Source organism: Desulfovibrio sp. JC010 (assembly GCF_010470675.1).
In the GTDB taxonomy this organism is placed as follows: Bacteria; Desulfobacterota; Desulfovibrionia; order Desulfovibrionales; family Desulfovibrionaceae; genus Maridesulfovibrio.
The window spans coordinates 1-18,497 of the sequence record NZ_VOIQ01000017.1 but is presented as its reverse complement, the minus strand read 5'-3'; the positions used below and the strand labels follow the sequence as shown (position 1 = coordinate 18,497).

Annotated in this window: 17 protein-coding genes; 6 read left to right on the top strand and 11 right to left on the bottom strand. The window is 51.5% G+C overall.

The window, feature by feature from the left end:
• The first annotated feature begins 73 nt into the window (after positions 1–73).
• Together FMR86_RS17250 and FMR86_RS17245 are read left to right on the top strand one after the other, a co-directional pair.
• The gene (locus FMR86_RS17250; RefSeq protein ID WP_163352646.1) at positions 74–439 is read left to right on the top strand and encodes an Hpt domain-containing protein; all 366 of its coding nucleotides are present in this window, start codon (positions 74–76) and stop codon (positions 437–439) included.
• Between the two features lie 104 nt (positions 440–543).
• Entirely contained in the window at positions 544–909 is a 366-nt protein-coding gene (locus tag FMR86_RS17245) for a response regulator (RefSeq protein WP_163352645.1), read from the top strand.
• Between the two features lie 17 nt (positions 910–926).
• Here the strand turns inward: FMR86_RS17245 and FMR86_RS17240 are convergent, their stop codons facing one another.
• The 7 genes from FMR86_RS17240 to FMR86_RS17210 form a co-directional block, all read right to left on the bottom strand.
• Positions 927–1,553, bottom strand: coding sequence for a LysE family translocator (locus FMR86_RS17240; RefSeq protein ID WP_163352644.1), 627 nt, complete (start codon positions 1,551–1,553; stop codon positions 927–929).
• Positions 1,554–1,632: 79 nt separating this feature from the next.
• Positions 1,633–2,124 (bottom strand): 5-(carboxyamino)imidazole ribonucleotide mutase, encoded by a 492-nt coding sequence (gene purE, locus FMR86_RS17235; protein WP_163352643.1) that lies wholly within the window; start codon positions 2,122–2,124, stop codon positions 1,633–1,635.
• On the bottom strand, positions 2,121–3,392 hold the full coding sequence (gene purD, locus FMR86_RS17230) for a phosphoribosylamine--glycine ligase (RefSeq protein ID WP_163352642.1): 1,272 nt from the start codon (positions 3,390–3,392) through the stop codon (positions 2,121–2,123). Before purD ends, purE begins: the two co-directional genes overlap by 4 nt.
• Before the next feature lie 132 nt (positions 3,393–3,524).
• A complete protein-coding gene (locus tag FMR86_RS17225) occupies positions 3,525–3,860 on the bottom strand; it encodes a hypothetical protein (protein ID WP_203544977.1) in 336 nt (111 codons plus the stop codon).
• Between the two features lie 66 nt (positions 3,861–3,926).
• The gene (locus FMR86_RS17220; RefSeq protein ID WP_163352641.1) at positions 3,927–6,464 is read right to left on the bottom strand and encodes an ACT domain-containing protein; all 2,538 of its coding nucleotides are present in this window, start codon (positions 6,462–6,464) and stop codon (positions 3,927–3,929) included.
• Entirely contained in the window at positions 6,465–6,803 is a 339-nt protein-coding gene (locus FMR86_RS17215; protein ID WP_163352640.1) for a P-II family nitrogen regulator, read from the bottom strand.
• Positions 6,804–6,910: 107 nt separating this feature from the next.
• The gene (locus tag FMR86_RS17210) at positions 6,911–8,113 is read right to left on the bottom strand and encodes an ammonium transporter (RefSeq protein ID WP_163352639.1); all 1,203 of its coding nucleotides are present in this window, start codon (positions 8,111–8,113) and stop codon (positions 6,911–6,913) included.
• A gap of 431 nt (positions 8,114–8,544) precedes the next feature.
• Between FMR86_RS17210 and FMR86_RS17205 the strand changes: the two genes are divergently transcribed.
• On the top strand, positions 8,545–9,441 hold the full coding sequence (locus FMR86_RS17205; protein ID WP_163352638.1) for a metal ABC transporter solute-binding protein, Zn/Mn family: 897 nt from the start codon (positions 8,545–8,547) through the stop codon (positions 9,439–9,441).
• 93 nt (positions 9,442–9,534) lie between these two features.
• On the opposite strand, the gene FMR86_RS17200 is transcribed toward FMR86_RS17205, so the two are convergent.
• Complete coding sequence (locus FMR86_RS17200) at positions 9,535–9,768, bottom strand: hypothetical protein (RefSeq protein WP_163352637.1); 234 nt, start codon at positions 9,766–9,768, stop codon at positions 9,535–9,537.
• 323 nt (positions 9,769–10,091) lie between these two features.
• Between FMR86_RS17200 and FMR86_RS17195 the strand changes: the two genes are divergently transcribed.
• The 3 genes from FMR86_RS17195 to FMR86_RS17185 all read left to right on the top strand — a co-directional run bounded on the left by FMR86_RS17195 (position 10,092) and on the right by FMR86_RS17185 (position 14,823).
• Positions 10,092–11,624, top strand: a complete 1,533-nt coding sequence (locus FMR86_RS17195) for a sigma-54-dependent Fis family transcriptional regulator (RefSeq protein WP_163352636.1) — start codon at positions 10,092–10,094, stop codon at positions 11,622–11,624.
• Between the two features lie 202 nt (positions 11,625–11,826).
• On the top strand, positions 11,827–13,491 hold the full coding sequence (locus FMR86_RS17190; protein ID WP_163352635.1) for a hydantoinase/oxoprolinase family protein: 1,665 nt from the start codon (positions 11,827–11,829) through the stop codon (positions 13,489–13,491).
• Between the two features lie 12 nt (positions 13,492–13,503).
• Positions 13,504–14,823: a histone deacetylase gene (locus tag FMR86_RS17185; protein ID WP_163352634.1), complete on the top strand. Its 1,320-nt coding sequence runs from the start codon at positions 13,504–13,506 to the stop codon at positions 14,821–14,823.
• 230 nt (positions 14,824–15,053) lie between these two features.
• On the opposite strand, the gene FMR86_RS17180 is transcribed toward FMR86_RS17185, so the two are convergent.
• The 3 genes from FMR86_RS17180 to FMR86_RS17170 all read right to left on the bottom strand — a co-directional run bounded on the left by FMR86_RS17180 (position 15,054) and on the right by FMR86_RS17170 (position 18,346).
• On the bottom strand, positions 15,054–16,631 hold the full coding sequence (locus FMR86_RS17180) for a methyl-accepting chemotaxis protein (RefSeq protein WP_163352633.1): 1,578 nt from the start codon (positions 16,629–16,631) through the stop codon (positions 15,054–15,056).
• Positions 16,632–16,995: 364 nt separating this feature from the next.
• Positions 16,996–17,880 (bottom strand): 4-hydroxybenzoate octaprenyltransferase, encoded by an 885-nt coding sequence (locus FMR86_RS17175; protein WP_373682498.1) that lies wholly within the window; start codon positions 17,878–17,880, stop codon positions 16,996–16,998.
• A 22-nt stretch (positions 17,881–17,902) separates the two neighbouring features.
• Entirely contained in the window at positions 17,903–18,346 is a 444-nt protein-coding gene (locus FMR86_RS17170; RefSeq protein WP_163352632.1) for a DMT family transporter, read from the bottom strand.
• Positions 18,347–18,497 lie beyond the last annotated feature (151 nt).

Below are 18,497 nucleotides of genomic sequence, written 5' to 3'. Positions count from 1 at the left end.
CCCCTGCTTACGATATTATAAAACTAGTCGGCCAAAATACTGAGCCGAAAAGTTCAGCTATACGGAGACAAGAATGGAACCCAAATGCATTTCGGAGAACTTCGACCTGAAAAGTGCCCTGGCAAGGTTCGCGCAGGATTATGAACTGCTGGATGAAGCCATTGCAATTTTCAAGGAGGAAGCACTTAAACATCTTGGAGGAATAAAAAAGAGCCTTGAACGGGGAGAACTCAAGGAAGCCTCGAACTATGCTCATACGCTTAAAGGAGAATGCGGAGCAGTGGGAGCAATGAAAGCTCAGTCCGTGAGCTGGACAATGGAAAAAGCAGCAGGAAATGGAGACAACTCCGCTGCCCGGGAGATTCTTCCCGAACTGGAAAACGAAATAACAAAGGCAATTGAATATCTGCCGGAATCAACAGCAACAATGGCAAAATAATCGAAATAAACTTATAAAAAAGCTAATAAACCCACCGCTTTCATTTTTGCCGACCATGAGTTAGGCAAAGACAGGTTTCATCAACTGCTAAATATAAATATAAAATGAAAACGATCCTGATTGTCGACGACGACCCTAAAATGCTTGAACTTCTCAAGCATTACCTCAGAAAAGAAGAGGTCAATGTACTCACCGCTGCGGATGGCGAGGAAGGCTTATCTGTTTTTGACGGCAAAGCCGTTGATCTGGTCATCATCGATATTTTCATGCCCAATATGGACGGCATCCAGACCATTCTTGAAATGAAGCAGAAACAACCGGAAGCCAGCATTCTGGTTATTTCCGGCGGCGGTGAATTCACCGGGCTGGAATACCTGAAACAGGCCAAAGCCCTTGGCGCGAAAGAAGCACTGGTCAAACCATTTTCTCAGGACGATTTTCTGACCACAGTGCGCTCCATGCTGGCTTAGGCTTCCAGCCCTTGAAATTATCTTCTGGAACAGGCCAGACTTACGCCAAGCCCCACAAAAGCAGTCCCCAGCACTTTATTGATATACCTGCAAATCGCAGTACCCTTGATAATTTCCTTAATTTTTTCGCCACCGCAGGCATAAATCATCATACACCCGAAAGCGATGACGGTAAGCAGCCCCAAAAGCATGGCAAAATGCTGCAGGGAAGCCTGTCCGCTGCTGATGAACTGGGGAAACAGAGCACTGAAAAAAACAATGGCTTTTGGATTCCCTGCCGCGACCCAGAACCCCTGTAAAAACAGTTTCCGGGCAGAAGTCTTTCCAGCTGCTTCAACGCCGCCTTCTTCAAAACTGAAATCCCCGGATATAAGCACTCCGATACCAAGCCAGACCAGATAGGCGGCCCCGGCATATTTAACCAGCATAAAAGCTGTTTCGGATGCAGCAAGCAGGGCACCCAGTCCGGCAATTGAGACAACTGCCTGCAGAAAAGAAGCGGCACTGTTTCCCAGAGCGGTGGCAACTGCCCGTCTGGCCCCGTATTTAATTCCATGGGTCAAAGCCAGAATCATGCTCGGCCCCGGTATGATGGAAGCCAGAAAAACAGTCAGTACGTATACTCCCCAAAATTCAATGGACATGGATTTAACTCCCAAAAAGAACAAGGCCGTGCCCGATAAAATCGGACACGGCCTTTTAATATCAATTTACATGTGACTCTTAGGCTTCCAGCTCAGCTGCAGCCTTTTCAACAGAGTCAATGAAACCCTGACGGGCTTCACGAATCTTTCCTGCAAGAGCTTCGTCATGCAGGGCCAGAATCTGGGCGGCCATCCATGCGGAGTTCTTTGCGCCGACCTTATCAAGGGCGACGGTTCCTACGGGGAATCCCGGAGGCATCTGCACGGTTGCCAGCAGGGCATCCATTCCGCCGAGAGCGGAACCGCAGATGGGCACGCCCAGTACGGGACGGATGGTTTTAGCTGCGACAGCACCGGCAAGGTGCGCGGCAAGGCCCGCAGCGCAGATGAAGATTTCACAACCGTTATCTTCCAGTTCCTTAACCAGCTTCGCAGTCCTTTCCGGAGTACGGTGGGCGGAGGAAACAGTGAAAACGTGGGGAATACCGAGTTTGGTCAGCAGATCGGAACAAGGCTGCATTGTGTCCTTATCCGAAATGGACCCCATAAAAATAGCTACTTTTGCACTCATTTTTTAAGACCCTTGTCACCTATGTCGCGACGGAAGTAAGCTTTATCAAAGCTGAGCTTTTCAACTGCTTCGTAAGCCTTTTTCTGGGCTGCTCCAAGATCCGCCCCCAGAGCGGTAACACCCAGCACACGTCCGCCGCTGGTTAATGTTTTACCCTCTTCAAACTTTGTCCCGGCCTGAAAGACCTTGACGCCTTCAATCTTTTCAGCTTCCTCGAAACCGGTGATCTCCGCTCCCTTATCGTAGGAACCGGGATAGCCGCCCGCAGCCATGACCACGCAAAGGGTGGTCTCGTCCTTGAGCTTCACTTCCACTTCGGGGAGGCGGTTCTCAACGCAGGCCAGCATGATTTCGACCAGATCACAATCCAGACGCATCAGGAGCGGCTGGCATTCGGGGTCGCCGAAACGAACATTGTATTCAAGAACGGAAGGACCGTTTTCAGTGTACATGAGTCCGGCATAAAGGATGCCGGTAAAAGGCTCGCCACGCTCGGCAAGCAGCTTGAGAATAGGCTTGATGCACAGTTCGGCGGTCTCAGCGTATTTGTCGCGGGGCAGAATGGGGGCCGGGCTGTATGCGCCCATGCCTCCGGTGTTGGGTCCGGTATCGCCTTCGCCCACGGCTTTGTGGTCCTGTGCGGAAGGCAGCAGGGCGTAATCTTCACCGGCACAGAAAGCGAGGAAGGAAGCTTCTTCACCCTTGAGGGCTTCTTCCACAACAACGCGTTCCCCGGCAGTACCGAATGTTTTTTTGACCATCATGTCGTCAAGGGCTTCAAGAGCCTCTTCGACGGTTCCGGCCACAACAACACCTTTACCCGCAGCGAGGCCGTCGGCCTTGACCACGATGGGCGCGCCCTGTTCTTCAACGAACTTTTTGGCCTGCTCATATTCATCAAAGACCTGAAAAGGAGCAGTGGGTACGCCGGAATCACGCATGGTCATCTTGGAGAAAGCTTTACTGCCTTCAAGATTGGCGGCGTAAGCCCCAGGACCGAAACAGGGAATACCTTCCTTGGAGAGGGCTTCCTTGATGCCCAGCACAAGGGGCAGCTCCGGTCCGGCCACCACGAGGTCTATTTTATTTTCTTTGGCAAAGTTGACCAGCCCGGGCAGGTCGTCATCCTTGATGTCCACGTTGGTGCCGTGCAACCGGGTGCCGCCGTTACCGGGGGCGATAAAAATTTCAGAAACCTTGGGACTCTGGCTGATTTTCCAAGCCAGAGCGTGTTCTCTCCCGCCTGAACCTACAACAAGTATTTTCATGAAATAATTCCTCTTGGGATTGAGCTAATGTGACCTGTGGGTAATAGTGGTCCCCAAACTGTTAATTTGGTAGCAAGCATCACTTAGATAAATATTGCAGATTTGGCAAGAAAATGCGTACGCCTGAAATAATTATCCGTTCACTTTCACATCGGCGGCAATAACTCCAAGAACCTTTCCCTTGGAATCAAAGAATGGACCGGAAACCGTAATGCAATTCTCTCCGGTGGCGGAACTTTCATAAACATCGGACACATACATGGTCTGATCCGCAAGCACTGCACTGAACCATTCCCGGCCGGACCAGTCTTTTCCGCAGGCGAAACCGTCCTCGGCAAAGCTCTGCCACTGGCCGCTGATGTTGCTGACCAGCTTAAACACACCGATCATATCATCAAGATCAGCAACGCGTCCACCAAGAACGGAAACACTGACCACAGCTGCGGCTATAGTAAAAATATCCACCATCCGAGCCAGACTGTCAGCGGTATGGGCAGATTATGAAATACCCGGCCACAAAAGCCGGAAAAAGAATCAGACGTTTCCGGTAAGGGTGTATTCAAGAGCTCCAACCAGCTCTTTCAAATGGATTTTATCTTCAATCTTTCCGCCTTCCGGACCTTCCACATGAAAAACATCAAAAACAGATTGCCCGGTGGTAGAGATACGGGCCATGCGCAGATCGATATTCATGCGCGAGAAGAACGCGGCCATGTCGTAAAGGATGCCGGAACGGTCCTGAGTGATAACCTCAATGAGGGTACATTCCTCGCTGGATTCATTATCGATGCTGATCCGGGTGGGTACCCGGCAGGGAACAGCGCGGCTCAAGAAGGAATTGCGCTTCTTATGCAGCCGGAAATCAAGGGCCAGCCGCCCGGTAAGGGCATACATGATAGAACGCTCCACCCTGCTCCAGATGTCGTCCGGGCAGTTTTCGGATGGGGCTTCCACAATAAAAATATTCACTGCCGTTCCGTCAGACCATGAAAATATATCCGCAGAGAGGATATTCACTGAGTGCAGGGCCAGCACCCCGGATTGGGCGGCAAAAAGAAAATCCTGATCTTTGGCAGTGATAACCAGCTTGACCCGTCTTTCATCCTCGGTTTCAAAAGCGCGGACCAGACTGAGGCCTCTTCCGCCCTTGCCTGCTGGTTTGCGGACCATATCCCGTTCATAAACCCGGTTGAATTCAAACACCTGCTGCATGTGCTGCACAATTTCATCCGGGTCCTCCACCAGAAGATAGCGTTCGTCCATGCAACCGATAAGGGATTCCGCCATGCCGGGATCAATGTATCCTTTGGCCCGTTCACGGACCCGACGCAGGGTTTCAGCCAACTGCGTTTCCGGTCCCAGATCAACCAGAGCATCATCGGTAAGCAGCAGTTCCAAACCGGCATGAATTTCCCGCAACAAAGACTCGCTCCACGAATTCCAGACCCGCGGCCCGGTAGCCATGGAATCGGCCATGGAAAGGATGAAAAGCATCCGCAACTTGCGCAATGAACCGATTTTCCCGGCAATCTTCTGCAAAGCTTCTACAGAACTGAGATCTATGGAACGGGAAGCACGGACCAGAAGCAGGTGTTCACGAATCAGAAAAACCACATCTTCCTTAAAACGTGACGGAAAATCAGTGCGCGAAAGAATTTCTTCAGCAATACCGGCCCCGCGCTCACTGTGATTACGCTTGCCCTTGCCGATGTCGTGAAAAAACGCCCCCAGAATCAAAGCATCAAAGTCTGCTGAAGAAATACACTTACCGCCCTCGGAAAATTCATCGCGAAAAATATCACAGCATTTATGCACGGTAAGCAGGGAGTGACGTCCCGGAGGATACTGGTGGTAGCCGTCATAGGGCACAAGGTCCGCAACCATTGAAAATTCAGGCAGGAATGATTTAAAAACCCCGCTGTCGAGCATCTCAACCGAAGCGCGCCAGCCGAATTCGCCCTTGAAAATATCAATGAGCATCTTCAGGGAGCGGGTCAGCTTAACTCCTTCAGCGGAATCTATGGCTGAAACCGCACGGCGGGCCTCACGGGTCAGCGGTGCTCCGGTGCGGGATTTAATGCCGAAAACCTCCAGCCCGGCCTTAAGCCCGGCAATACCGCAATGATCAATGAAAGATCTCGACTCAGCATCAAATGATTCCCTGAAAAGGGCATCCCCCATGGAGCGGACCCGGACCATGGCCCGATGGATGGAAGTAAGCAACTCGTTGCCGCGCTTGGCCGGATCATACCCTTTGAAACCGCAAAGGGAAGCCGCGTCGGGCAGAATCTCAATGATCAGCTTGTCCTGTTTGCGCTTACGCAGCAGGTGCACAGCGCAGCGGGCCTGCATAAGCAAACTCTCATCCCTGCACAGATCAAGGAGGTCGCCCTGATTCAGGGGCGAGTAATCCCCTTTGATGTCCGCACACCAGCGGATAAACTGCACATCACGCAGGGTCCCCCAGCCGTTTTTCAAATCCGGCTCCAGAACCACAGAATCCATGCCCTGCCCGATTTCGGAACGGTTCTCCCAGAGGATACGGCAGAACTCATCACCGGATACAGTCAGCACCTTCTCCCTGAACTCATTGACCAGCTGCCGGAACGGTTCTTCACGCCCGGCAATGAAACGCAGATCCAGAAGCGAAGCCAGCACCTTGAAATCGGACTTTGCCAGTTTAATGTTCTGCTCCACAGTGCGCACGCCGTGGCCTACGTCAAATTTAAGATCCCAGAGAGGATGAAAGAAAAAGGAAGCCAGATCCTCAAGATCTTCCTGCACAGAAAGATCAGTGATGATCAGGACATCAATATCTGAAAACGGGGCCAGCTGACCGCGCCCGTAACCGCCCACCGCGACAATGGACAGGTCATCATACGAAGAAAGAATCCCCTCGGATACGGCTTCCCTGATTCTCGCCCGGAAATAATCATCCACAAGCGAGCACATCTGCTGCGGGAAATCCCGCGGCATGCTCTTTGAGCATGCCGCGAGGAGTATTTCACGTCCCGCCAGTAAACGGTCTACTGACAATTCCGGGGACAATCCGGGGGGATTTTCAGCGTTCATTTAGATGGCTTCCGGCCCGGTCTCGCCGGTACGGATACGCACCACTTCTTCAACCGGGATAACGAATATCTTGCCGTCGCCGACCTTTCCGGTCTTGGCGGCCGCACTGACTGCGTCAATAACTTCGGGAACGCGGTCAGCATCGACCACAATCTCAATCTTGGTTTTGGCGATGAAATCCACCTGATACTCGGCACCGCGGTAAACTTCCTTGTGCCCGCCCTGACGACCGAAACCTTTCACGTCAGTAACAGTCATGCCCTTGAGCCCGAGCCCTGCAATGGCGTCCTTAACATCATCGACCTTGAAAGGCCTGACAATAACTTCTATTTTTCTCATTTTAATTACCCTGCTTTAACTATTAGGGAGTGCAGAGGGGATTATCCCCTTTGCCCGCCGGAGGCGAAATCAATTCAACAAAGCGCGAAGCGCATCAATACCCTGTCTTACAACTGGTATCCGGTTTCGCTGTGATCGGAAACGTCCATACCGGCAACTTCTTCTTCCTCGGAAGGACGCAGACCGTAGAACTTGTCGATAGCCTTGAACAGAATCCAGCTGACCGCAAAGCAGTAGCCCCAGGTGGCGATGCAGGACTCAATCTGAATCCAGAACTGGGAAGCATTGCCGTAGAAGAGGCCTTCAGCACCGATACTGGCGAACAGCCCGGTGGCGATTGCGCCGTATGTTCCGCCGAGACCGTGGATACCGACCACGTCAAGAGAATCATCATAGCCGAATTTGGACTTCATGAGTACTCCGCCGTAACAGACCATGCCGCCACCGAAACCGATAACAATGGAAGCCATGGGTGTTACGAAACCGGCAGCCGGGGTAATGGCGACCAGTCCGGCAACAGCACCGGAAGCAGCACCGAGGGTGGTGGGTTTGCCGCCATGCATGGCTTCAACCAGCAACCAGCCGAGAACTGCTGCAGCTGCGGCAAGGTGGGTGGTTACAAAAGCGTTGGCAGCAAGGCCGTCAGCCGCAAGGGCGGACCCGGCATTGAAACCGAACCAGCCGAACCAGAGCATGCCGGCACCGAGCAGGGTCATGGGCAGATTGTGAGGGATAAAAGGTTCTTTGCCGTATCCTTTACGTTTACCGATGATCAGGCAACCGGCCAGAGCCGCAGCAGCGGAACTCATGTGCACAACCGCGCCGCCCGCGAAGTCGAGAGCACCGTGGTCGCCCATCCATCCGCCGCCCCAGACCCAGTGGCACATGGGAGCGTAAACAAGGATAACCCAGAGGGTGCTGAAAATCAGCAATGCGCCGAACTTCATGCGCTCGGCAAAGGCTCCGGTGATCAGTGCGGGGGTGATGACCGCAAACATACACTGAAAAACCATGAAAAGAAGGTGGGGCAGGTTGTCCGCAGGGCTATTGACTGTATCCATGCCTACGCCATTAAGGGCGAAGAAATCCAGCCCGCCGATTACACCGCCGATATCACTACCAAAAGAAAGGGAATAACCGATAACCGCCCAGACGATAGAAACCAGTCCGAGCATGATAAAACTCTGCATGATGGTAGCCAGAACGTTTTTGCTGCGCACCATGCCGCCATAGAAGAGAGCCAGCCCCGGAGTCATGAACATAACCAGAGCTGCACAAATAAGTATAAATGAAGTATCCGCCGAATTCATTTTTAATCAACCCCCGTTGATTCAAGGTGTCATTTTTACAATTATGTCTCTAAAATCGTTTTTGTAGATTCTATTTTTACAATTTTAGAAAAACCAGCCTTCAAAAATGCATTTTCAATACCTATTTAGCACGCTTTGTGCCAAAACAGGAAATTCAATACCCGGAAAGCAAATAAAACTACACCTAAAAAACATATTTGGAAATTTACTTCATATAAAATTTCATCTCTCACAGCTTTTAAACAATAAAATACATTCCACCTGCTGAGACCGTGAAAATCCATTCGACAAAAGCATTAATACAGCAAAATTATTTCCAGCTGGAAAAACACAAAACGGGAAAATGATGACAACCGCGATTGACTTCATATAAGATATGATTCATACAAAAGTTAATTGAGAATCATTTTCAGCAAATAAACGGAGAACACATGAGAATATTAAAGACAGGCATTCTGATGACTGTAATTACAATACTGAGCTGCAGCATGGCTGCTGCCGGACAATTGCAGACCACGGTATCCATCGTACCCATGAAATATTTTGTGAAAAAAATCGGCGGAGACAACATAAAGGTAAACATCATGGTCAAACCGGGAAGCAGTCCGGCGACCTATGAGCCGCAACCCAAACAGATGGCGAACTTAAGCAAATCAGAAATCTACTTTGCCATCGGCGTTCCTTTTGAAAAAGCGTGGCTGCCCAGATTTAAATCCGCCAACAAAAAACTTGAGATCGTGCACCTCGGCCAAACAGTCATCCACAGGGCGATGAAAGCGCATGTCCATGAACACGAGGAACATCACCACGGACATCAGGCCAAACACCACGAAGAACCGCACATCAAAGACCCGCACGTATGGCTGTCCCCGCCGCTGGTACGGACCATCTGCCAGAAAGTCCGAAACACCCTGATCGAACACGACCCGGCAAATTCCCAGACATACATCGACAACTACCTGAAATTTGCAGCTGAAATAAACAAACTGGACTCCGACCTTCTGGAGATATTCTCCAAAAAAGGAACCAGCTTCAAATTCATGGTCTACCACCCCTCGTGGGGGTATTTTGCCGACACCTACGGCCTGACCCAGATTCCCATTGAAATGGAAGGTAAAGATCCGAGCCCCAAAGAATTGGCCCAGCTGATCGATCTCGCAAAAAAGAATTCAGCAAAAGCCATTTTTGTCCAACCCCAGTTCTCCAAAAAGAGCGCGCAAACCATAGCCGACTCCATAGGGGCGGCTGTACTTGTAGCCAACCCCCTTGCTGAAGACTGGGCAGACAACCTGCGCCGCACCGCAGCAGCCCTTGCAAAGAAACACTAAAAAAAGAATCCGCCCTTCCAAACAGAAGGGCGGATCTTTTTTCTGGCGATTATCCAGCTCCATCATAAGATCAGGAGCCGCACGCAAAACAATTTAAAAGCTGAACACACCCATCAGGGTGGCCATAAAGGCAATAGGAGCTCGAAGAGTTACAGAATAAGAACTTCTAACCGGCATTTCAGCAGCCAGCTGACTGCGCAGCTCCTTAAACGCCTGATTCATCTCACGCTCACAGTCCAGCCTTTCCTGTCTGGCCTGCTTTGCTTCAGTGCGCAAAAGGGCCATATCTTCGCGATGCATGGATACTAAAGTTTCAATATTGCTCATCACACCATCTCCGTATATTTGAAAAAACTGAGTCGGATTTGCTTCTGAAAAAGGTTATGGACCGGAAAGCCCGGAGGGGTCGGGGAGGTGGAGTGGGCTCTCCGGTCCATACTTGACTAACAAGCTACCCTCCATACAGCACCATCCGTGCCAAAACTTTTCAAACCTCTCAGATCATGCTAAACTAAAGGATTGATGACCAAAATCAAAAGCCACCGAAAATTATTTATGCTGTAATCACTGTTGACCTAATGCCATTTTACCGATATTTCATAAAAAGCACTAAATAATACCATCAAACAACCTGATCACAGCAGATTTTTATGACTATATCCATTAATGACTATAAAGCCCTTTCGCAGGAACTCGACCCGGAAAAACTACAGACCCAGATTCTGACCCTGCTGCTTAAACTGCAAAATGTCGAGCGCGGATCCCTGTGGCTGAAACGGGACGGCATGTATGAATGCGTTGAAGCCCTCGGTGACAAAAGCGAAAATGTAAAAGGGGCAAAAATATCAGCGCAGGAAAAAAGCATCGTTGGCTGGGTGATCCAGAATGGAAAAATGACCGTTGCCGAAGCAGGGGATTCACGCCACCTAAGCTCCTTTGAGCGTGACTTCAAAATAAAAAGCAAGCTCATCCTCTGCTTCCCCCTGCACCTCAAGGGACTGGAGGTGTACGGTGCCGTACAGGTTATCGACACAAGCACTTCCGGCGAACAACTCAATCAGGACCCCGCCTACCTGACCATGCTGCAGGATCTGGTGGATATCGGCTCCATATCGCTCAGCAATTCACTGGAATTCCAGAAACAGCGCATTGAATTTGCCCAGCTCAGCAGAACCCTGAGCAGCATCAGGAACAACAAAACCATTGTGGGCCGGAGCCAGTCCGTAAACAAAGCCATGAAACTGGTGGAAAACTACGGAGCCACCAGCTATCCGGTCCTTCTCTACGGCGAATCCGGGACTGGTAAAGAACTCTTTGCCGAGGAAATCCACGCCCAGAGTGCACGGGCCCAGAAACCGTTCCTGACCCAGAACTGCAGCGCTATCCCGGAAAACCTGCTGGAAAGTGAACTTTTCGGTTACGTAAAAGGAGCTTTTACCGGAGCCACGACCAATAAGTCCGGCCTCTTTGAGGCTGCCGATGGCGGCACGGTATTCCTTGATGAAATCGGCGATATGGACATCAACCTGCAGGCCAAGCTGCTGCGCGTGCTGCAGGAGAACGAGATCAAACCCCTTGGCGGGACCCAGACCAAAAAAATCGACATCCGTATCATTTCGGCCACCAACCGCAATCTTGAAGAAGATGTGCGTTCAGGACGCTTCAGGGAAGACCTTTATTATAGGCTTAATGTCCTGCCCCTGAAGCTGCCCGCCCTGCGTGAACGCAAGGAAGATATCCACCTGCTCACCGAGCATTTCCTGAACCGCGAAGCAGCCCACAGCCACATGCTGCCCAAGCAGATGTCCGCAGAAGCCATGGACGCCATGAAAAATTACAATTGGCCGGGCAACATTCGCGAACTGGAAAACATGGTCAAGCAGTTTCAGGCCATGGTTCCCGGCGACACCGTTACCGACAGCGACCTGCCCCTGCACATTGTCCATCCCGGTGCAACACCGCCCCCAAAAGCACAGCCGCAGACCCCGCCCGCAATTCAGGAACAGACTGCAGCGCAAGAGGACTTCAGTGCCCTGACCTGGAAGGAAATGGAGTATTCATATATAATGAAGCTGCTGGAAAAATACCGCTGGAACATCAGCCGGGCCGCCCGTGCTGCGGACGTGAACCGCTCTACTTTTGATTCGCGTATGAAGAAACTGGGGATCAGTAAGAACGGCTAAGAAAACCAAAACCTTTTATTAGGGTTTCGCCGCTTGTAATCATATAAAGACAACCATTCACGGAAAGCATCTTACCACTCGCGGTAAAAGCTCTGGACTCCGATATTAACAGGATGCTAGATAAACAGGTGGATCATATCATTATATAGTATAGCTCACCAGCCTCCCGCACAGACCGGGAGAACAGTTCAAGGATTACCAGATGCTCCTTCTCGGAATTGATGTCGGCGGAACCCACACGGACGCCGTTGCCATAGGGCCTGACGGTCTGGAAGCGCAGGTTAAAGTCGCCACTCAGCACGACAACCTGCTCGCCTCCATCAGAAACAGCCTTGGGGAAATCGTCCGCCACACGGACCCGGCCCGCATAAAGCAGCTCAACCTCTCCACCACTCTCTCCACCAACTCCATTGTGGAAGGGAACTACGAAGACGTGGGCGTGATAGTCTCCGCAGGTCCGGGACTCGATCCCCATTCATTCATGACCTGCAAGGATTTCCATGTCATTCCCGGTTCACTGGACCATCGCGGCTCGGAAACAAAACGGCTGGACAACCTTTCCCTTGAAGAAGCCATTGTCTCCTGCCGCAAGGCCGGGATCAAAGTATACGCCGCAGTGACCAAATTTTCCCCCCGCAACCCGGCCCACGAAAAAGAAATGGAGCTGGCAGTAGGCGATAACGCCGACTTCATCACCCTCGGGCACCAACTCACCGGACGGCTGAATTTCCCGCGCCGCATTTCCACCGCATTTTACAACTGTGCTGTCTGGCGGGTCTTCAACAAATTTGCCGACGCCATTGCCGACACCCTTGATGAGATGGGGCTGGGCGACATCCGGGTAAATATCCTCAAAGCCGACGGCGGAACCATGCCGCTGGATCTCTCACGCAAGGTTCCGGTGCAATCCATTTTTTCCGGTCCGGCAGCCAGCGTCATGGGCATCATCGCCCTGTGCAACATCACCCACGATTCCATCATCTACGACATCGGCGGCACCACCACCGACATCGCCATTTTCGCCGGGGGCAGCCCGCTCATCGAGCAGGAAGGCATCCATATCGGCTCCCACCCCACCCTTGTACGGGCCTTGAAGGTCCATTCCATCGGCATCGGCGGGGATTCAGCCATTTCAATTCTGGACGGGCAGGTTCGTGTCGGCCCCAACCGTCTCGGCCCGTCAATTGCCTTCGGCGGCGAAATCCCCACCCTTACTGACGCGCTGATCTGGAAGGATTCCTGTGATTGCGGAAACGTAAAACAATCTAAAGCGGGCTTCACTTCCTTTGCCGCCAAGCATGGACTCGACCCGGCAGAACTGGCGGATCAGGCCATCGGGTACGCAGTGGATAAAATCCATGATTCCACCCGTGAAATGGTGGATGAAATCAACCAGCAGCCAGTCTACACCATCCATGAACTGTTGGAGAACCGGAAGATCATCCCCCGCAAAATCTACATCATGGGCGGCCCTGCACAGGCCATGAAAATGGATGTATTCCGCAAATTCCGTCTTTCCACCGAAGTTCCGCAGAACTACGATGTTGCCAACGCCATCGGCGCGGCCCTGACCCGTACAACCACCGAGCTGGAACTTTTCGCCGATACTGAACGCGGACTCATGTTCATCCCCTCGCTGGGACACCGCGAGAACATCCCCCGCAATTACAATATAGAACAGGCTGAAAAGGATGCCATGAACCACCTGCTGGCCCATCTGGGCGAAATGCACGTGGCTTCGGACGGTTCCAATGCCCAGATCACCAGCTCATCATCATTTAATATGGTCAATGGAGCCAGCACCGTGGGACGCAACATCAGGGTCAAATGCCAGATCAAACCCGGCGTGGACCGGACATATTCATAAACGGAGACAACAATGCTCAAGGCTGAAAACAGTCTGGGAATCATCTTTTTCCCCGCCTTTGACTGGGCCATCTCGCCCACCCACCCGGAGAGGGAAGAAAGACTGCTCTACACGCAGGACCAGTTGCGCGAGGAAGGTCTTTTCGACATCGAAGGCATCCGTGAATACAAACCCGAAGTGGCTTCCAGCGAAGATATCGAACGGGTCCACTTCTGCTTTCCCGAAGCCGAGGCCGTTGCCACCCGCTCCCATTGCATTTCCGCAGGCGGAGCCATTAAAGCCGCCGAACTGGTCATGAACGGCGAACGGGAACGGGCCTTCGCCCTCGTGCGTCCTCCGGGGCATCACGCCATGAAGACAGTGCAGGGTTCACGCGGGTTCTGCGCCATCAACATTGAAGCCATCATGTGCGAATACATCCGCGAAAACTACGGTCCCAAACGCATCGCCATTGTAGACACCGACTGCCACCACGGGGACGGCACACAGGATGTCTACTGGCATGATCCGGACACCCTGTTCATCTCCCTGCATCAGGACGGACGCACCCTTTATCCCGGCACAGGTTTCCCCAAAGAATCCGGAGGTCCCAAGGCCCTCGGACGCACGGTGAACATCCCCCTGCCCCCCGGAACATCCGACGCCGGGTTCATGATGGTCATGAAAAATGCGGTCATGCCCATTCTGGATGATTTCAAGCCGGACCTGATCATCAACTCCGCCGGGCAGGACAACCACTTCACCGACCCGATCACCAACATGAATTTCTCTGCGCAGGGCTACGCCGCGCTTAATTCCATGCTCAAGCCGGATATCGCAGTGCTAGAAGGCGGTTATGCCATTCAGGGCGCGCTGCCTTACGTAAACCTCGGCATCAGTCTGGCCATGGCCGGGATTGATTATTCACACGTGCGCGAACCGGGCTTCAACCCCGAAACGCTCAAAGAATCAGATGAGATCATGGATTATATCGCCAAGATCTGCGAAGGCGTGAAGGATATCTATTTCAATCCGCCCACAGAGAGCAGCGAAGGGGTCATCAGCGGAGACTGGTCCGTGCGACATCGCAATATTTTTTACGACACCGAAGGGTTCACTGAATCCCAGACCGAATCCCTGCTGCTCTGCGAAAACTGCCGGGGCCTGCTCAAAGTGGAAACCCAGCGCGAAGGCGGTCCCATGGGCTTTGGACTGGAAATCCCCGCCGCAGCCTGTGACTCCTGCCGCAATCAGGGCTACTCCCTGCTCGAAGAAGCTCAGGTCAAGAGCCGTTACCGCTACATCCAGCTCATCAACCGCAAGGACAAAGATTACCTGCGCTACGGATTTTGACAAAAGAAACGTAGATTCCTCAGGTCTGAGGGATAAGTGCGCGCTACGCGCGATTTAACGGACAGATTTCGCCTCCGGCGGCCAAAGAAACTTTTTGGAAAAAGTTTCTCTGGACTCTTCAAAAACTTTTATTAGGCTTCGCCGCTTCGAGTATTACTCAGTTAATTAAATAAAAAAGCGGGCAAATCCGGTTGGATTTGCCCGCTTCTATTTCAGTCTATTTTGTACTCTTACTGATTCTGCATTCCATGGATAATATCAGAAAGGTTATCCGCCAGCTGGGCCAGCTTTTCAATGGCTTCGGATGATTCCAACATAGCCTGCTCGGTCTCGTTTGAAATGCGGTTTACCGTTTCAGTGGAACGGTTGATCTGCTCACTGGCTGCGGCCTGCTGCTCAGCGGCAGTGGCAATGGACCTGATCCGGTCGGAAGTCTCTTCAGACATGGATACGATCCGCGCCAAAGCATCACCGGACTCCCCGGCCAGCGCAGTGCTGCGGGTAACGGACTCAACAGCCGCTTCCGTAGCCTGCACGTTGGTCTTGGCACCCTGCTGAATATTGGAAACAGCCTGATGAACCTCGGTTGTGGCCTGCACGGTCTTTTCCGCAAGCTTGCGAACTTCATCGGCAACAACCGCGAATCCGCGCCCGGCTTCACCTGCACGGGCAGCTTCGATAGCCGCGTTCAAAGCCAGCAGGTTGGTCTGGTCTGCGATATCTTCGATCACACCCAGTACATTACCGATGGCTTCAGCCTTCACATCCAGATCTTCCATGGAAGCTTTCAAGGAATTAGCCTGACCGGAAACTTCATCAATGGCACTGACCACACCGGCTACAGTATCTTCACCTTTTTCCGCATCAGCCCTTGCTTTATCAGCGTCACTGGCAGCTTCCTGCGCATGGCGTGCAACCTCAAGAACAGTGGCGTTCATTTCTTCCATGGCAGTGGCGGCCTGTCCGGCTTCTTCACTCTGAACCATGGCCCCCTTGCGGGCCTCGCCCACCAGTCCGCGCAGCTGCTCGGCTGCACTGCTCAGTTCATAAACCACGGAATCAGCCTGATCAGCAGCCTTGGCAATCACTTCGTTCTGTTGAAGGATATGAGCTTCACGCTGTTTAAGTTCGGTTGTGTTGATATACAAACAACAACCGCCGATAACATTGCCGACCACATCATGCAGAGGAAAAAGGTTGGCCAACACGTTGATGTCACTGCCGTCCACATGCTTGAAGATAACTTCCCGGTTCATGGCCCGGGTATCATCATCCATACAGTGCCCGATCAGTGATTTACGGTCATCGTGATAAAAGATCTGGGAAATCATGCGCCCGTGATAAGATTCCGGCTTTTCATCAGAGCCGATCATTTCAAGGCATTCTTTATTCAGGAAATTTATATGTTCTTTGAGATCAACAATACAGCAGCCAAGAGGCAGACCTTCAAGAATACTGTTGCTGAAACCGAGGCGTTCTTTATAAACATCGCTCAGTTCACTGATCGCAGCACGCAAACCATCAAGCCCCGGGCTGTTACATTTATCAGCTTCGGAGTACTCGCCTTTGATCACAAGATTTGCAAAATTTGTAAGACATTCCACAGGTCGGGCGACCTGTGCTTTGAGGACGGTAAAAAGACAGATTCCCAGCAAAAACAGCAGCCCAATCAAACCGAAAGCCAGCCCGGTCAGTGCCCATGATTCATTGCTGTAGGCAGTTAGAATTGCGCCGCACAATACTGCTGCGACAAGTAACACTCCAAAATAAATTCCAGCGATTACACGCAGAAACTTTCCATTTTCCATTTCAGTTCTCCCAGCTAAAAACGAATAACCACAAATTATTCGATCCCCTCTTCAGCCGCTCTCACATACGCCATGTCCGGACTGTCCACCTCAAAAAAGAACAGAAACAATATTAATCCAGTGTAACACAGCAACGGTAGAATCAGGAATTTTCAGCCTTCCAAAACCGAACCTTCACTAACCTCGCAAAATCGCTTCTAAACCCTTTATAAGGGCTTGTCTAGCCGTTTTCTTGTTCAATTCAGGATAAAAAAACGGAAAAGGCCCGCCGTAACGGCAGGCCTTCTGTAACCATTCCTTAATACAGAACAATCACTATCGACACCTTGGTAACATGACTCAAAGTGTAAAATGTACCCAGCAACTAGAACATTATCGCTGCAAGAGTGCCGAGAAACAACAGAACCGAAATAACCCCGTTCAGAGTAAAGAAAGCCATGTTGACCCGGCTCATATCTTCAGCAGAAATAACGAGATGTTCGCAGATTAGAATTCCGCCCACAAGGGCAAGAGTTGCGAAATAAATCCAGTTCAAACCAGCGGCCAGTCCGGCCAGCCCGAAAAAGATAACCGTATTCACATGGCTGAAAGTGGAGATGGTCAGGGCTTTCTCGATGCCGAGGTTTGCGGGAACTGAATTCAAACCCCGGTTGCGGTCGAACTTGCGGTCCTGCGTGGCGTAAAGGATATCAAACCCGGCCACCCAGAACATTACTCCGAAGAAAAACAGAATCGCGGGCAGGCTAAAATTGGGATCAACACAGAGCCAGCCCGCAACAGGGGCCAGCCCCAAAACCGAACCGAGGGCAAAATGACAAAGAAAAGTGAATCTTTTGGTCAGGGAATAAAAGGCCGACCAGACCAGCGCAAAGTACGAAAGTTTGTAGCAAAGCTCATTCATGTATTTACAGGTAAAAACAAAAACGACTGCACAAGCCACGATAAAACAGAAGGTAAAAAACGGGGTCAATTCCCCGGTCACCAGCGGACGGGTCCGGGTACGCGGGTTTTCACTGTCAATATTGATATCGACAAGCCTGTTCACGGCCATGGCGAATGAACGAATCGCCACCATGGCTATGGTCAGCAGAGCAAAAGGCTTGGGCTCCGGCCATGTTCCGCTGGCCAGAAAAATTCCCATATAAGCAAACGGCAATGCAAAGATGGAATGCTCAATCTTGACCATCCGGCAGACCAGCACGATATTTTCCCACAGCTTCTTCATGTATTTGCAAAGAATATCTTTCACACCCCACTCCTTGATATTTAAACTAAAATTTTTCAACCAGCACTGCGCCCACAACAACCATTAAAACCCCGGCAATACGTCCGGCTGAAGCCTCCCGCACGGCATACCCCAGTATCCCGTAGTGGTCCAGCACAAGAGATGCCGCCATCTGTCCGGCCACCATCCAGCACATCATGGTTCCCGCACCCAGCACCGGAGCCACAACCACCGCAGCAGCCACGAAAAACGCGCCCATAAAACCACCGGTCCACATCCACCACGGCCCTTTAAGCACAGCACTCCCTTCCGGAAGCGGAACCTTGGTAAAATAAGCATAAGCCAGCAGGCTCAGCGTTCCAACGCTGAACGACACAATGGCCGCCAGAACAGGATCACCCACAAAGCCCTTAAGCTTAAGGTTCACCCCGGCTTGTGTAGGCGCAAGTGCACCGAACACGAAAGACATTATTATAAAGAATAAACGCATTTTATTGCCTAGTACGTCTTGATTGACGTTGTTTAACCAATTAAACAGTTGTAATTTTGCATGGCAGACCGATTTTGCCTTGGTTTTTTAAGACCGTGCCGGAGCTTGGGTCGTCATGCTTTGTTCTTCTAACCCGAACCGTTGCTTGGGA

What these genes read in the sequence shown, in the direction of transcription:
- FMR86_RS17240 (WP_163352644.1), bottom strand. Translation starts at nt 1,553, where the DNA reads ATGTCCATTGAATTTTGGGGAGTATACGTACTGACTGTTTTTCTGGCT.
- FMR86_RS17170 (WP_163352632.1), bottom strand. Translation starts at nt 18,346, where the DNA reads ATGCGTTTATTCTTTATAATAATGTCTTTCGTGTTCGGTGCACTTGCG.
- FMR86_RS17210 (WP_163352639.1), bottom strand. Translation starts at nt 8,113, where the DNA reads ATGAATTCGGCGGATACTTCATTTATACTTATTTGTGCAGCTCTGGTT.
- purE (WP_163352643.1), bottom strand. Translation starts at nt 2,124, where the DNA reads ATGAGTGCAAAAGTAGCTATTTTTATGGGGTCCATTTCGGATAAGGAC.
- purD (WP_163352642.1), bottom strand. Translation starts at nt 3,392, where the DNA reads ATGAAAATACTTGTTGTAGGTTCAGGCGGGAGAGAACACGCTCTGGCT.
- FMR86_RS17190 (WP_163352635.1), top strand. Translation starts at nt 11,827, where the DNA reads ATGCTCCTTCTCGGAATTGATGTCGGCGGAACCCACACGGACGCCGTT.
- FMR86_RS17220 (WP_163352641.1), bottom strand. Translation starts at nt 6,464, where the DNA reads ATGAACGCTGAAAATCCCCCCGGATTGTCCCCGGAATTGTCAGTAGAC.
- FMR86_RS17185 (WP_163352634.1), top strand. Translation starts at nt 13,504, where the DNA reads ATGCTCAAGGCTGAAAACAGTCTGGGAATCATCTTTTTCCCCGCCTTT.
- FMR86_RS17200 (WP_163352637.1), bottom strand. Translation starts at nt 9,768, where the DNA reads ATGAGCAATATTGAAACTTTAGTATCCATGCATCGCGAAGATATGGCC.
- FMR86_RS17250 (WP_163352646.1), top strand. Translation starts at nt 74, where the DNA reads ATGGAACCCAAATGCATTTCGGAGAACTTCGACCTGAAAAGTGCCCTG.
- FMR86_RS17245 (WP_163352645.1), top strand. Translation starts at nt 544, where the DNA reads ATGAAAACGATCCTGATTGTCGACGACGACCCTAAAATGCTTGAACTT.
- FMR86_RS17205 (WP_163352638.1), top strand. Translation starts at nt 8,545, where the DNA reads ATGAGAATATTAAAGACAGGCATTCTGATGACTGTAATTACAATACTG.
- FMR86_RS17215 (WP_163352640.1), bottom strand. Translation starts at nt 6,803, where the DNA reads ATGAGAAAAATAGAAGTTATTGTCAGGCCTTTCAAGGTCGATGATGTT.
- FMR86_RS17195 (WP_163352636.1), top strand. Translation starts at nt 10,092, where the DNA reads ATGACTATATCCATTAATGACTATAAAGCCCTTTCGCAGGAACTCGAC.
- FMR86_RS17180 (WP_163352633.1), bottom strand. Translation starts at nt 16,631, where the DNA reads ATGGAAAATGGAAAGTTTCTGCGTGTAATCGCTGGAATTTATTTTGGA.
- FMR86_RS17225 (WP_203544977.1), bottom strand. Translation starts at nt 3,860, where the DNA reads ATGGTGGATATTTTTACTATAGCCGCAGCTGTGGTCAGTGTTTCCGTT.